Raw genomic sequence first — 13,598 nt, 5'->3', positions numbered from 1 at the left:
GAAATAAGTTTTATGTGTTAGGTTATATTCACCATAATAATGATTATCTTTTCAGAGGCTTCTTTTAGTAAGTATGAAGGATTCAGACTTTTTCACCTGGCGACGGGATTGCTCCCTGCGGTTTCAGGAATTGACCTGTGCCGCCGAGGTATATCATGAACTTCAGCGACAAACTCAGGCGCTGGAATTCGATTATTACGCACTCTGTGTGCGCCATCCGGTGCCGTTTACGCGGCCTAAAATTGCTGTGCATGCCACTTATCCGCAACAGTGGCTGGCGCAATATCAATCAGAGAACTATTTCACCATCGATCCGGTGCTAAAGCCGGAGAATTTCATTCAGGGGCATTTACCCTGGACGGACGAATTATTTGCGGATGCTCAGGAATTATGGCGTAGCGCGCAGGACTTCGGTCTACGTTCGGGAATAACGCAGTGTCTGATGCTGCCTAATCATGCGCTCGGCTTCCTCTCTGTTTCCCGTACTCGCGCGCAGGAAGGACCGTTTGCCGGCGAGGAAATAGAGCTGCGGCTGCAGATGCTGGTGCAAATGGCATTAACAGCGCTGCTGCGTTTTGAAGATAAGATGGTTATGCCGCCTGAGATGAAATTCAGCAAACGCGAACGAGAAATTTTGAAATGGACCGCGGAAGGTAAGACGTCGGCGGAAATAGCGATCATTCTCTCTATTTCAGAGAATACGGTTAACTTCCATCAGAAGAATATGCAGAAAAAATTTAATGCGCCAAACAAGACGCAGATTGCCTGTTATGCGGCGGCTACAGGACTGATCTGATTAGAGAGTACGTTCTGCGTGACAGACGAGTGGACGGCTGAATGCACTGCATCCAGCCGTTTTTTGTTACTGGCGGTACGCTTGTTTGATTTGCTTAACGGTGTTAGCAAATACGGCCGATTCCGCCTGGTCTTCCATCTGCGCGATTTGTTTTTCCATTTTAATGATCACACGACCAGCATCAGCCTGGCCCATCGCCTGTAGCATCAGCGTTAGCAGCGCTTTCAGGCAGTTTACTTCCTGTGCCAGTTCCTGGTTATTCTCGGCAGTGGCAAATTCAGGTGTGCTCATTTATTTTCCTCATTATTAAACGGCGCTAAAGCGCGACGACGAAAGTCAAGGCGGCGGAGTATACCACAAGCTGCAGCAAAAAATGCAGCGGTTGTTTTTCGTACTTTTACGCCAGTGTTTATTTGCGTAAACAGAGCCAGCCGGTAAACTGATGCTCTGGTACAGCTATTAATTGTTTGCGCCAGGTTTACTTGCCGTTAATTATTGTTACAAAAATTGAGAACAGTTTTTCCGCAAGGAAAGCGTGCAAGCTTTTTGTAACTTTTTGAATACAGATGCTTAAAAATAGCCGCAAAAGCTCTGATGGCAAGGGCTCTCTTTCCATGGACTGTACAGGCTAATTTCCAAAAACGAGAGCAAAATCGAATAGCCGATTTTTTAACGTTTTAATCTTGTGATGAAAACCGTTAATATAAGCCAAATTATCACTCAGTAGCGTTATCCCTATTCTGGAGACATTTCCTTTGATCAACGTCCTTCTTGTTGATGACCACGAACTGGTGCGCGCAGGGATACGACGCATTCTTGAAGATATTAAAGGTATTAAAGTTGCCGGTGAGGCGTGCTGTGGGGAAGATGCCGTAAAATGGTGCCGCACAAACTCGGCCGATGTGGTGCTGATGGATATGAATATGCCCGGTATCGGTGGCCTTGAGGCAACACGCAAAATCGCGCGTACCTTTGTTGATACAAAAGTCATCATGCTGACCGTGCATACTGAAAATCCGCTTCCCGCGAAGGTGATGCAGGCGGGGGCAGCCGGTTACCTGAGCAAAGGCGCCGCACCGCAGGAGGTCGTCAATGCTATCCGTTCTGTATTTGCCGGGCAGCGTTACATTGCCTCCGACATTGCGCAGCAGATGGCGCTGAGCCAGATCGAACCCGAGAAAACGGAATCACCGTTTGCCAGTTTGTCTGAGCGTGAATTGCAGATTATGCTGATGATCACCAAGGGTCAGAAAGTGAATGAGATCTCAGAGCAGCTGAATCTCAGCCCAAAAACGGTCAACAGCTATCGTTATCGTATGTTCAGTAAACTGAACATTCATGGTGATGTTGAACTGACTCATCTGGCCATCCGGCACGGTTTATGTAACGCGGAGACGTTGTTAAGTCAGTGAGTGATGTATTCGATTCAAAAGCATTTCTGAAAACCGTAACCAGCCAGCCAGGCGTCTATCGGATGTATGACGCTGGCGGTACGGTTATCTATGTGGGGAAGGCCAAAGATCTTAAAAAGCGTCTTTCCAGCTATTTCCGCAGTAACCTTGCCTCCCGTAAGACCGAAGCGCTGGTCTCACTCATTCAGAATATTGATGTCACCGTGACGCATACCGAGACGGAAGCGCTGCTGCTTGAGCACAACTATATTAAGCTCTACCAGCCGCGCTATAACGTGCTGCTGCGGGACGACAAATCCTATCCGTTTATTTTTCTGAGTGGTGACACCCATCCGCGTCTGGCGATGCACCGCGGCGCAAAACACGCGAAAGGGGAATATTTCGGCCCCTTCCCGAATGGCTATGCCGTGCGGGAGACGCTGGCGCTGCTGCAAAAAATCTTCCCGATCCGCCAGTGTGAAAACAGCGTCTACCGCAACCGCTCGCGCCCGTGTTTACAGTACCAGATTGGGCGTTGCCTTGGCCCCTGTGTTGCCGGGTTGGTCAGTGAAGACGAGTATGCGCAGCAGGTAGAATACGTACGCCTGTTCTTAGCTGGCAAAGACGATCAGGTTTTAACCCAGCTGATCGGCAGAATGGAAAAAGCCAGCGCCGCGCTTGAGTTCGAAGAGGCTGCGCGGATCCGCGACCAGATCCAGGCGGTGCGCAGAGTCACTGAGAAACAGTTTGTCTCAAATACCGGCGACGATCTCGACGTTATTGGCGTGGCCTTCGACGCCGGCATGGCCTGCGTGCATGTGCTGTTTATTCGCCAGGGCAAAGTGCTCGGCAGCCGCAGCTATTTCCCGAAGGTGCCTGGCGGCACTGAGCTGGGTGAAGTGGTGGAAACCTTTGTTGGCCAGTTTTATCTTCAGGGCAGCCAGATGCGTACGCTGCCCTCGGAGATCCTGCTCGATTTTAGCCTTGATGACAAAACCCTGCTGGCCGATTCGCTTTCCGAACTGGCCGGGCGTCGGGTCAATGTTCAAACCAAACCGCGCGGCGACCGTGCACGCTATCTGAAGCTGGCGCGGACCAACGCGGCGACGGCGCTCACCACTAAACTGTCCCAGCAATCGACGGTTAGCCAGCGTCTAACCGCGCTGGCGACGCTCCTGAAGTTGCCGGAAGTGAAGCGAATGGAATGTTTCGATATCAGCCATACGATGGGTGAGCAGACGGTGGCGTCCTGCGTGGTATTTGACGCCAACGGCCCGCTGCGCGCCGAGTATCGCCGCTATAACATCACCGGCATCACGCCGGGTGACGACTATGCTGCCATGAATCAGGTGCTGCGCCGTCGCTACGGTAAAGCGATTGAAGAGAGCAAGATCCCGGACGTGATTCTTATCGACGGTGGGAAAGGGCAGCTAGGTCAGGCGAAAGCGGTATTCGAGTCGCTCGACGTTGAGTGGGACAAAAACCATCCGCTGCTGTTAGGCGTGGCAAAAGGGGCCGATCGTAAGGCCGGTCTGGAAACGCTGTTTTTTGAGCCGGAAGGTGAGGGCTTCAGCCTGCCGCCGGACTCCCCGGCGCTGCACGTCATCCAGCATATTCGCGATGAGTCGCACGACCATGCCATCAGCGGCCACCGCAAAAAACGGGCGAAGGTCAAAAACACGAGCACGCTTGAGACTATTGAGGGCGTTGGGCCAAAACGCCGCCAGATGCTGCTGAAGTATATGGGCGGATTGCAAGGATTACTCAACGCCAGTATGGAGGAAATTGCAAAAGTGCCGGGTATTTCGCAAGGGCTGGCAGAAAAGATCTACTACTCGTTGAAACATTGAGGGCTCTGTAGCAACATAGAGCTAAATTTTACTGACAACAAATAGTTACCGTCACTATGCAATATAATATCCCTACGTTGCTCACTCTCTTTCGTGTTGTACTCATTCCGTTCTTTGTGCTGGCGTTTTACCTGCCGGTCGTCTGGGCACCGTTCGCCTGCGCATTGATCTTCCTTATTGCAGCGGTAACTGACTGGTTTGATGGCTATCTGGCGCGCCGCTGGAACCAGAGTACCCGTTTCGGCGCCTTTCTCGATCCGGTAGCGGATAAAGTGATGGTCGCGATCGCGATGGTGCTGGTGGCTGAGCACTATCATACCTGGTGGGTGACGCTGCCCGCCGCGACTATGATTGGCCGTGAGATCATCATCTCTGCGCTGCGTGAGTGGATGGCGGAGCTGGGGAAACGCAGCAGCGTCGCGGTATCCTGGATTGGTAAAGTGAAAACCACCGCGCAGATGGCCTCGCTGGTGTGGATGCTCTGGCGTCCAAACGCCTGGGTTGAGTGGGCGGGGATTGGCCTCCTGTGGGTGGCGGCAGTGCTGACGCTGTGGTCAATGCTGCAATATTTGAACGCTGCGCGCGGGGATTTGCTTGATCAGTGATCGTTTCGCCGTAATTTTCAGCAAACAATCCAGACAAGCAAAAAATAACGTTGACTCATCACGTCATATCAGTAGAATGCAACGCATCGAACGGCGGCACAGCAAGCCGGACGATAATGAAATCAAGTGGTTAGCAGTTAACTTGATAACATGCGGGAATAGCTCAGTTGGTAGAGCACGACCTTGCCAAGGTCGGGGTCGCGAGTTCGAGTCTCGTTTCCCGCTCCAGATTAAAGACATGCGCAATAGCGGGTGTCAGTTAGAAAAGTTTTACGGCGCGTTAGCAAAGCGGTTATGTAGCGGATTGCAAATCCGTCTAGTCCGGTTCGACTCCGGAACGCGCCTCCACTTTCTTCCCGAGCCCGGATGGTGGAATCGGTAGACACAAGGGATTTAAAATCCCTCGGCGTTCGCGCTGTGTGGGTTCAAGTCCCACTCCGGGTACCATGGGAAACAAAGAATAATCAAAGCAATAAGCAGTGTCGTGAAACCACCGAAAGGTGGTTTTTTTGTGCCTGAAATCCACTTTCTTGCATCATTGTTATTATTCAGTTATCCAGAGCGAAGGTGTATTTGTCGGCGATACGACAGGGATTCGCGAAGATGCATTGCATCAGGACCCCTGTCATATCGCCGATATCATTCTGCGCTCAGGTTGTCAGAAATATTCACGCTTGCCACGGACTGAACTTTCCATGCGCCATTTTCTTTGACCATGCAGTCAATCACGGTGTGATCCCGCTTTTTGCCGAATGATATATACACCTGCATGCATGCGGCATCGTAATCTAATGCCCGCGCACTGACGATGCCCCAGTCATCATCATATCCCTGGGCCTTTATGAACATATCGACGTCAGGCACGTCATATTCATCCGGATCCAGCTTATCCATGGCTTTGAGTTTGCTGATTGTTTCGCGGGTAACGTATCGGCTCAGCGCTTCATAGTTTTTTATTGGCTCTTTCCCGCTAAGAATCTGCGAGATGTACCACTTATTAAACTGAAGGGCGGCGGATGCCTCAGGGGGTAGCTTCTGTGCAGCTGATACGAGAGTGGGCAGAAGCAGGGCAGCAAGAATTATTTTTTTCATGTTAGTCATGCCTGTATATTGCATACGCTGGCTTTACTTCCCGGTATTCTTTTCCCGGATACATTGTTCGCTGAACAAAATCAGAGTACCAGATGCCGTTCCCGCCATAGATGCATGCATGGCCATAGGGGTGGTGGGCTGTAGGCTGAATCACTGCCACGTCACCCTCAACAGGCTCGCCGTAAATCTGATGGAAGCCAGCCAAAATCAAATTGCTTTTCATATCCTTAGCATAATGTGTGTTCTGCAGATTAGCACCGCCAGCGCGAATCGCTTTTGAAACAAATTCTGCACATCTTTTCTGGCTATGCTCGCCCGCATGCTGGCGGGCGTAAACTGCGGCTTTATGGGCACTCCACATAATTTAATCCCTTATAGAACTAATGGTTAACAAGGGAAACATTACGCCTGTAAGTTGCAGTTTTTTGTAAATAAGGGTGATCGGAATTAAACCACTATCTGTTTGTATAATGGTGTTTGGTTAATCCATACGGCATCTTTATGCCCGCTATCGCGGGCGTTTTAATATCCACCCAAATACGCCTTCCTCACCTCCTGATTTCCCAGCAGCTCCTCGCCGCTGCCGCTCAACCGGATCTGCCCGTTAACCATCACATATCCGCGGTCGGAAAGCTTCAACGCATGGTGCGCATTCTGCTCCACCAGAAAAATGGTCATGCCGTTGCGGGCCAGCTCGCGCAGCGTCTGGAAGATCTGTTTCACCACTATCGGCGCTAAGCCCAGGCTCGGTTCATCCAGCAACAGCAGCCTGGGACGGCTCATCAGCGCCCGGGCGATCGCCAGCATCTGCTGTTCCCCGCCGGACATGGTCATCGCGCGCTGCTTGCGCCTCTCCTTGAGGCGAGGGAACAGGTCGAACATGGTTTGCATATCTTCAGCCGCAAACCGGTTGCCGATGGGGATGGTTCCCATCAGCAGGTTCTCTTCGACGGTCATATCCGGGAAGACACGCCGGCCTTCAGGCGCCTGCGCAATGCCGCCGGAGGCGACGTAGTGGGTGGATTGATGGCTGATGTCGTCACCACTGAACAGAATCTGCCCGCTCCGGATGCGCGGCTGGCCAAAGATAGACATCAGCAGTGTCGATTTACCCGCGCCGTTCGCGCCAATCAGCGCCACGGTCTCACCTTTATTGACCTCCAGGGAGACCTGCTTCAGCGCCTGAATGGCACCGTAGAACACATCCACCTCGCGAAATGCCAGCAGCGGTTCGGTCATAGGGTCACCTCGCTTTCGTCCGTGCCCAGGTAGGCAGCAATCACTTTTTCATCATGCTGGATCTGTTCGGGCTTCCCTCTGGCAATAACATCGCCGTGGTCGAGCACGATAATGTCGTCCGAAATCTCCATCACCATCCCCATATCATGTTCAATTAGTAAGACCGTGATGTCATGACGATCGCGCAGGAAACGAATAATGCTGCTCAGCTTATGCGTTTCGACCGGGTTAAGCCCGGCGGCGGGCTCATCCAGACAGATCATCTCGGGCCCGGTACACATTGCCCGCGCGATCTCCAGACGCCGCTGCTGCCCGTACGACATCTCTCCCGCCAGGCGATTGGCGCACTCCACCAGGTCCACCACCTCCAGCCAGTAGAAGGCCCTGTCCAGGGCATCGCTTTCCGCCCGCCGATATGCCGGCGTGTTTAAGATCCCGGCGAGCAGATTGCGGTTAACGCGCATATGCTGCGCAACCAGCAGGTTTTCCACGACAGACATCTCGCGAAAAAGGCGGATGTTCTGAAAGGTGCGCGCTAGACCGGCGCGGTTTACCAGGTGCGTTCCGCCAAACATTTTGTAGAACAGGCGCTGCCCGAACTGCGCGGGGTTAATCCAGTCGCCCGGCTGGAATTTTTGTCCGAGGACCTGAATAACGTTGGTCGTTTTAGTGCGGGTAGAAAATAAAATATTGCCGCCGGAGGCCTTATAGAAACCCGTCAGGCAGTTAAACACGGTTGTTTTTCCCGCTCCGTTTGGCCCGATAAGGGCGGTAATGGAGCCGCGCTGCACGTCCAGATTTACATCGTTAAGCGCCTTAATCCCACCGAAGTGCATCATCAAATGTTCCACGCGCAATATCGTCCCGTTCATGGCGCCACGCCCTTACGCACGGCAAACCCGCTGCGGTTAATGCGGATCAGGCCGCGTGGACGCCAGATCATCATCACCACCATCAGCATGCCAAACAGCAGGACGCGGTACTCCGCAAAACTGCGCAGCAGCTCCGGCGTTACCGTCAGCACGAAGGCGGCCAGCACCACGCCAAGCGTCGAGCCCATGCCGCCCAGCACCACGATGGCGAGGATCAGCGCGGATTCAAAGAAGGTAAAGGAGGTCGGATTCACAAACCCCTGATAGGTTGCGAAGAACACCCCGGCAATCCCCGCGGTCGACGCGCCCAGCGTAAAGGCGGAGAGCTTCACCAGGACATGATTCAACCCCATCGAGCGGCAGGCAATTTCGTCTTCTCGCAGGGCTTCCCACGCCCGGCCAATCGGCATCCGCGTCAGGCGGTGTTTGACGTAGAGCACCAGCATCACCACCAGAAACAGTACGGTATAGATAAAGATAAACTTCATGTTCGGGTTGTAGGTCAGGTGGAAAAACTCGTGAAAAGGCACGCCGCCTTCTTTCGCGCGTCGTCCAAATTCCAGGCCGAAAAAGGTGGGGGGAGGAGCTGACACGCCGTTTGGCCCCCCCGTGAAGGTCGGCCAGTTGTTCAGGATCAGGCGAATGATCTCCCCGAACCCGAGGGTGACGATCGCCAGATAGTCGCCGTGCATGCGCAGTACCGGAAAGCCGAGCAGGGCACCGGCGGCGGCGGCCATGATTGCCGCCAGCGGCAGCATGCTCCAGAAGCCTAACCCCAGATACTGATACCCCAGCGCCAGACCGTACGCGCCAATCGCGTAGAAGGCGACGTACCCCAGGTCCAGCAGGCCGGCCAGCCCCACGACGATGTTCAGCCCCAGACCGAGAAGCACGTAGATCAGCCCGAGAATGGCGACGGTCAGCACATACTTGGTGGCGACAAACGGGAAGCAAACCGCAAGCGCAATCACCAGAGGAATAATCCAGCGCATGCGGCTTTTGTAGTCCGGAGACCTAACATAGACGCCCGCGTTATCGGCTTCGAAGCGCGCCTGGAAACGAGCGCCCGCGGCGGTACCCAAAAAAGCGCTCAAGAGAAAACGCCCCAGCATTACAATGCCGACCATCCAGGCCAGCCGTTGTCCGGCAAAGTTAAAGCTGTACCCGTCCAGCACCACGCCAGCAATCGGGCCGAAGATAATCAGCGCAATCAGCCCGGAAAAAATCGCGTCCAGAACGCAGCGCTTGAGAGAAAAACCGTGCGATGTCATCATTCTCTTCCTCACACTTTGGCCACAACCGGACGCCCGAGCAGACCCTGGGGCCGGAAAATCAGGATCATGACCAGCAGGCCAAACGAGAAGACATCTTTATAATCCGAGTTCACCATGCCCGAGAACTGGGCTTCTGCGACGCCCAGGATAAGGCCACCGAGCATGGCGCCGGGCAGGGAACCGATACCGCCGAGCACCGCCGCCGTAAAGGCCTTAATGCCAATCACAAACCCGACGTAGAAATCAAAGGTGCCGTAATTCATGGTGATGAGTACGCCCGCCAGGCCGGCCATCGCCGCGCCGATAACAAAGACCAGGGAGATAATCCGGTCGGTGTTGATCCCCAAAATAGAGGCCATTTTGCGATCCTGCTGTACCGCGCGGCACATCCGCCCCAGCCGGGTATGGTTGATTATCCACGTAAGCACCAGCATGCCGGCAAACGAGGCGAGCAGAATAAACACTTTGGTGTAGGTTATCTGCACGAACCCGTCGCCAAGATGCAGTCGAATCACGCCGTCGAGCATGGTCGGCACCCCTTGCTGGCGCGGGCCCTGGCTCAGCTGGGCGTAGTTTTGCAGGATAAGCGACATCCCGATGGCGGAGATAAGCGGCGCCAGGCGCGTGGAGTTGCGCAGCGGCCTGTAGGCGATACGCTCGATAGTCCAGCCGTACACGCCAGTTACCGCGATGGTGAACACCAGCGTACCCAGAATCAGCAGGGGGAAGGACTCAAGCCCGAAGAAAGAGAGCAGCGCCAGACCAATGGCGCAGAGATAGGCGGAAATCATATACACTTCGCCGTGGGCGAAATTGATCATCCCGATAATGCCGTACACCATGGTGTAGCCGATGGCGATCAGGCCGTAGACGGAGCCCAGCGTTAAGCCATTGACTAACTGCTGCAGGAAGAATGTACTCATCTTAGCGCGCTCGTTTTATAGGCTGCGCGAGGCGCGCAGCCTGATGTTTATTACGCGCCGACGGGCAAGCCCGCCGACGTTGAGCGTGACTCCGTCCCGTTACTGCACTTCCTTATATTTTCCCTTGTCGTCCCACTGGTAAACCACGTAGTCAGACACTTTCAGGTCGCCTTTGCTGTCCCAGGATTTTTTGCCCATCACCGTGTCGACGGAATTGGCTTTCAGCCACTCGCTGGCTTTCGCGGAATCTTTGCCGCCGGTGGCCTTGAAGGCTGCGGCAATGGCCTGTACGGAGGCATAGGAGTAGAGGGTATAACCTTCCGGCTCGAATTTACCGGCGCGGAATTTGTCGATAACCGCTTTACCGTCCGGGATCAGGCGCGGATCTTTACCAAAGGTCATGTAAATGCCGTTGGTATATTGCGGGCCGCCCGCTGCCGTCACCATCTCTTCGTTGACAATGCAGTCGCCGGAGAAGAATTTCGCCTGCACCCCCTGTTCACGCATCTGGCGAACCAGCGGGCCAGCTTCCGGGTGACAGCCGCCGAAGAACACCACGTCCGGTTTTTGCGCGCCGATCTTCGTCACCAGCGCGTTAAAGTCTTTTTCACCGCGGGATAAACCTTCATACATCACATCCTTGACCCCGCGCTTCGCCAGCGCCGCTTTGGTGGCGTCTGCCAGCCCTTGTCCATAGGTGTCTTTATCGTGAATGATGACCACGCGTTTGGCTTTCAGCTTGTCGATGATGAAGTCACTGGCGACCTGACCCTGCTGGTCGTCGCGGCCGCACATGCGGAACATGTCGCTCATGCCGCGTTCGGTGATCTGCGGGTTAGTTGAGCCGGGAGTAATCGCGATGATGCCCGCGTCGCTATACACCTCGGAGGCGGGCATGGTGGAAGAGGAGCAGAAGTGGCCGACTACGGCGTTGACCTTATCCTGGTCGACTAAGCGGTTGGCGACGGCCACCGCCTGCTTAGGCTCGCAGGCGTCATCTCCCTGAACCAGTTTGATCTTCTCACCGTTAATACCGCCTGCGGCGTTAATGTCTTCGGCGGCCTGCGTTGCGCCGTGCCAGTACTGATCGCCGTAGGTGGCATTAGGGCCCGTGAACGGTCCGGCGACACCGATCACGATATCTGCCCGGGCGGAAAATGCCGTTACCAGACAACCGGCCAGCACAAGAGAAACAGGCGTTTTGATAAATTTCAGCGACATTATTATGGTCCTTAGCAAAGAGGTTTTTGCACCACGGCGTAAGCCTGAACGCCCAGGGCGCAGCCAATCCAAAAACACGAGCAAGAACAAAATGCACTAAACGAACGGCATCCTGCGTGATACGGCGAGGTTTCCATGCGCAGCGTCGCGCGAAGAACAGCAAGCAAAAACGTTGCCAGAATGGTTAACCCCTTGACGGGGTTATGACATGTTTGAGTATAGAGCGCCGCGTTATCCCGCCCTGCGCCAGGAGAAGAATTTACAGCGGAGATCACACATCGTTAACAATAAAGCCCATAAGTTGTGCAACGGTCACGATTTGCACACTTTTGCAGCAATAAAGACCTAAACTTCAGCCAGGGCAGGCGTGCGATCTGTGGTAGGATCCTTTCCTTTTTTATCAGGAGTGTCCGCGATGACGGAAGGTCCATTAAATGAAAGCGAAATGGCGTGGCTGGAAGAGACATTAATGTCTTACGGTCATGACGATGCGTCCGTAATTGACGTGTCCGAACTGGACGGCATGCTTACTGCAGTGCTTTCCGGCCCTGTTGTCGTTGAGCCAGATGCCTGGCTGGTGGCGGTGTGGGGCGGGGAGAAGTACATCCCGCGCTGGAAAAACGATCGCGAGATGAACCGTTTTATCGATCTCTGCTTTAAGCATATGAACGATATTGCCGAGCGCCTGAGTGAATACCCGGATCAGTTTGAGCCGCTGTTCGGCTATAACGACGTTGACGGTGAGAGTTACACCGTGGTCGAAGAGTGGTGCTATGGCTACATGCGCGGCGTGGCGCTGACGGACTGGTCAGCCTTGCCGGAAGCCCTGAAGGCCGATCTCGACGTGATTGCCCTGCACGGAACGGAAGAGAACAGCGAGAAGCTGGATGAACTGTCCGAAGAGGAGTATATCGCCAGCATCGAAAGCATCCAGCCTGCGGCCCTGCGCTTATACAACTACTGGGTGGAGAACCCGCAGCAGCCGGAAGCGAAGAAGCCTGTCGTGAACGGCACGAAAGTGGGGCGTAACGATCCGTGTCCTTGCGGCAGCGGGAAGAAGTTTAAGAGCTGCTGCCTGCACTGATAAAAAAAGGGGCTGATGATAGCCCCTTTTATCTTTAACCCACTTCCGGCAGCATCCCGGCTGCAATCAACACCTGCACCAGAATAATCATTACCCCACAGCCAAACACAACGCACAGCAGCGGTTTTCCCCCCGCGACGCGATATCCTTGCTGAGGATGCTGCTGACGGCTTTTCCACGCCAGCAGGGAAGGGAGCAGCAGGGCCAGGACAGAGAGCGCCACCCCCGCGTAGCCCAGCGCCATCACAAACCCGCGAGGGTAAAACAGCGCAAACGCCAGCGGCGGCAGGAAGGTAATGGCTCCTGTCTGTAACCGTCCGGCGGCAGTATTGCGACGCTGGAACAGGTCGGCCAGGTAATCGAACAGGCCGAGCGCTACGCCCAGGAACGAGGTCGCGAGCGCCAGGTCGGCAAACAGGTGAACCGCCAGCTCCACGTGCGGCGAGGTGACCACCTCGCGTAGCGACAACAGAAAACCGTTCAGGCCAGCGTGCTGCGCCATCAGCCCGACGAAGGTTGAAGAGTCAATGCTACCCAGCGTCACCAGCTGCCAGAAAATGTAGGCGATCAGCGGAATGGCGCTGCCGATAACAAACACACGACGCAGCTTGCGGACATCACCGTTCATATAGCTGACGATGCTCGGCACGCTGCCGTGGAAGCCAAACGAGGTGAAAATGACCGGGATGGCGGAAAGCGCCAGCCCTTGCTCCAGCGGCAGCGTCAGCAGGTTCACCTTGTGCACGTGTGGTGCCAGCAGCGCCAGCATGACAACCAGAAACAGAATTTTGGCGCTGAACAGAAAACGGTTAAAGAGATCGACCAGCGATGTGCCCACGCAGACCACGCCGCCGCCAATAAGCGCAAAGAAGATAGCCCCCGTTGCAGGGGTAATGTCAGAGCCAAACCAGTCGTTGACGCTGGAGGCGATTAGCTCCCCGGCACCGCTGATATACGCGGCCGTGAGGGCATACATCAGGAACATCATGCTAAAGCCGGTGATCCACTGGCCGTAGCGTCCCAGGTAGCGCGCCGCCAGCGAACCCAGCCCGGTATCGGCGGGCACATGCTGGTAAACCTCAAGCAGCAGCAGTGCGGTATAGCACATTAATGCCCAGAGCGTGCCAAGCAGCAGCAGGGTCATCCCAAATCCCACTCCCGCGGCAGCCAGAGGCATTGCCAGCATTCCTGCGCCAATCGTCGTTCCGGCGACGATAAAAATACTTCCCAGGGTTCTGTTCTTCACGCTTT

At 54.6% G+C, this 13,598-nt stretch carries 14 protein-coding genes and 3 tRNA genes; 8 read left to right on the top strand and 9 right to left on the bottom strand.

Annotated features, from left to right (window positions below; genetic code table 11):
- Positions 1-73 precede the first annotated feature (73 nt).
- Entirely contained in the window at positions 74-796 is a 723-nt protein-coding gene (gene sdiA / locus A6013_RS10855) for a transcriptional regulator SdiA (protein ID WP_069733041.1), read from the top strand.
- 66 nt (positions 797-862) lie between these two features.
- Here sdiA and A6013_RS10850 read toward each other — a convergent pair whose 3' ends face one another.
- A complete protein-coding gene (locus tag A6013_RS10850; protein ID WP_014832453.1) occupies positions 863-1,087 on the bottom strand; it encodes a DUF2594 family protein in 225 nt (74 codons plus the stop codon).
- A 464-nt stretch (positions 1,088-1,551) separates the two neighbouring features.
- Between A6013_RS10850 and uvrY the strand changes: the two genes are divergently transcribed.
- From uvrY to A6013_RS10820, 6 genes are all read left to right on the top strand, one after another.
- Positions 1,552-2,208, top strand: a complete 657-nt coding sequence (gene uvrY, locus A6013_RS10845) for a UvrY/SirA/GacA family response regulator transcription factor (RefSeq protein ID WP_013096026.1) — start codon at positions 1,552-1,554, stop codon at positions 2,206-2,208.
- A complete protein-coding gene (uvrC, locus tag A6013_RS10840) occupies positions 2,205-4,037 on the top strand; it encodes an excinuclease ABC subunit UvrC (protein WP_069733040.1) in 1,833 nt (610 codons plus the stop codon). The genes uvrY and uvrC overlap by 4 nt, the downstream gene beginning before the upstream one ends.
- 56 nt (positions 4,038-4,093) lie before the next feature.
- Positions 4,094-4,642: a CDP-diacylglycerol--glycerol-3-phosphate 3-phosphatidyltransferase gene (gene pgsA, locus A6013_RS10835; RefSeq protein WP_041909393.1), complete on the top strand. Its 549-nt coding sequence runs from the start codon at positions 4,094-4,096 to the stop codon at positions 4,640-4,642.
- Between the two features lie 152 nt (positions 4,643-4,794).
- Positions 4,795-4,870: transfer RNA gene (locus tag A6013_RS10830), tRNA-Gly, on the top strand.
- 46 nt (positions 4,871-4,916) lie between these two features.
- A tRNA-Cys gene (locus A6013_RS10825) sits at positions 4,917-4,990 on the top strand.
- Positions 4,991-5,002: 12 nt separating this feature from the next.
- Positions 5,003-5,089, top strand: a tRNA-Leu gene (locus A6013_RS10820).
- A 192-nt stretch (positions 5,090-5,281) separates the two neighbouring features.
- On the opposite strand, the gene A6013_RS10815 is transcribed toward A6013_RS10820, so the two are convergent.
- From A6013_RS10815 to A6013_RS10785, 7 genes are all read right to left on the bottom strand, one after another.
- Positions 5,282-5,734, bottom strand: a complete 453-nt coding sequence (locus A6013_RS10815) for a DUF3828 domain-containing protein (protein ID WP_028013673.1) — start codon at positions 5,732-5,734, stop codon at positions 5,282-5,284.
- A 1-nt stretch (position 5,735) separates the two neighbouring features.
- Positions 5,736-6,095, bottom strand: coding sequence for a hypothetical protein (locus A6013_RS10810; protein WP_069733039.1), 360 nt, complete (start codon positions 6,093-6,095; stop codon positions 5,736-5,738).
- 161 nt (positions 6,096-6,256) lie between these two features.
- The gene (locus A6013_RS10805; protein ID WP_048956505.1) at positions 6,257-6,973 is read right to left on the bottom strand and encodes an ABC transporter ATP-binding protein; all 717 of its coding nucleotides are present in this window, start codon (positions 6,971-6,973) and stop codon (positions 6,257-6,259) included.
- Complete coding sequence (locus A6013_RS10800) at positions 6,970-7,845, bottom strand: ATP-binding cassette domain-containing protein (RefSeq protein ID WP_045260336.1); 876 nt, start codon at positions 7,843-7,845, stop codon at positions 6,970-6,972. Before A6013_RS10800 ends, A6013_RS10805 begins: the two co-directional genes overlap by 4 nt.
- Positions 7,842-9,116, bottom strand: coding sequence for a high-affinity branched-chain amino acid ABC transporter permease LivM (gene livM, locus A6013_RS10795; RefSeq protein WP_069733038.1), 1,275 nt, complete (start codon positions 9,114-9,116; stop codon positions 7,842-7,844). The genes A6013_RS10800 and livM overlap by 4 nt, the downstream gene beginning before the upstream one ends.
- Before the next feature lie 11 nt (positions 9,117-9,127).
- Positions 9,128-10,042 carry a branched-chain amino acid ABC transporter permease gene (locus tag A6013_RS10790; RefSeq protein ID WP_028013668.1) on the bottom strand — a complete coding sequence of 305 codons (915 nt, stop codon included), beginning with the start codon at positions 10,040-10,042 and terminating at the stop codon, positions 9,128-9,130.
- 99 nt (positions 10,043-10,141) lie between these two features.
- Complete coding sequence (locus A6013_RS10785) at positions 10,142-11,263, bottom strand: branched-chain amino acid ABC transporter substrate-binding protein (RefSeq protein ID WP_069733037.1); 1,122 nt, start codon at positions 11,261-11,263, stop codon at positions 10,142-10,144.
- Between the two features lie 415 nt (positions 11,264-11,678).
- Between A6013_RS10785 and A6013_RS10780 the strand changes: the two genes are divergently transcribed.
- Positions 11,679-12,347, top strand: a complete 669-nt coding sequence (locus tag A6013_RS10780; RefSeq protein WP_028013666.1) for a YecA family protein — start codon at positions 11,679-11,681, stop codon at positions 12,345-12,347.
- Between the two features lie 34 nt (positions 12,348-12,381).
- On the opposite strand, the gene tyrP is transcribed toward A6013_RS10780, so the two are convergent.
- Entirely contained in the window at positions 12,382-13,593 is a 1,212-nt protein-coding gene (gene tyrP, locus A6013_RS10775; RefSeq protein ID WP_041909407.1) for a tyrosine transporter TyrP, read from the bottom strand.
- Positions 13,594-13,598 lie beyond the last annotated feature (5 nt).

Origin of the sequence: Enterobacter sp. IF2SW-B1, assembly GCF_001743375.1 — a bacterium.
Taxonomy (GTDB): Bacteria; Pseudomonadota; Gammaproteobacteria; order Enterobacterales; family Enterobacteriaceae; genus Enterobacter; species Enterobacter bugandensis.
Note: the sequence above shows the minus strand (reverse complement) of the source record. Positions and strands in the feature narration are given on the sequence as shown.

Excerpts from the sequence above, each read along its gene's own strand:
- sdiA (WP_069733041.1), top strand. The coding sequence starts at position 74 with ATGAAGGATTCAGACTTTTTCACCTGGCGACGGGATTGCTCCCTGCGG.
- A6013_RS10850 (WP_014832453.1), bottom strand. The coding sequence starts at position 1,087 with ATGAGCACACCTGAATTTGCCACTGCCGAGAATAACCAGGAACTGGCA.
- pgsA (WP_041909393.1), top strand. The coding sequence starts at position 4,094 with ATGCAATATAATATCCCTACGTTGCTCACTCTCTTTCGTGTTGTACTC.
- A6013_RS10815 (WP_028013673.1), bottom strand. The coding sequence starts at position 5,734 with ATGAAAAAAATAATTCTTGCTGCCCTGCTTCTGCCCACTCTCGTATCA.
- A6013_RS10810 (WP_069733039.1), bottom strand. The coding sequence starts at position 6,095 with ATGTGGAGTGCCCATAAAGCCGCAGTTTACGCCCGCCAGCATGCGGGC.
- A6013_RS10805 (WP_048956505.1), bottom strand. The coding sequence starts at position 6,973 with ATGACCGAACCGCTGCTGGCATTTCGCGAGGTGGATGTGTTCTACGGT.
- A6013_RS10800 (WP_045260336.1), bottom strand. The coding sequence starts at position 7,845 with ATGAACGGGACGATATTGCGCGTGGAACATTTGATGATGCACTTCGGT.
- livM (WP_069733038.1), bottom strand. The coding sequence starts at position 9,116 with ATGACATCGCACGGTTTTTCTCTCAAGCGCTGCGTTCTGGACGCGATT.
- A6013_RS10790 (WP_028013668.1), bottom strand. The coding sequence starts at position 10,042 with ATGAGTACATTCTTCCTGCAGCAGTTAGTCAATGGCTTAACGCTGGGC.
- A6013_RS10785 (WP_069733037.1), bottom strand. The coding sequence starts at position 11,263 with ATGTCGCTGAAATTTATCAAAACGCCTGTTTCTCTTGTGCTGGCCGGT.
- A6013_RS10780 (WP_028013666.1), top strand. The coding sequence starts at position 11,679 with ATGACGGAAGGTCCATTAAATGAAAGCGAAATGGCGTGGCTGGAAGAG.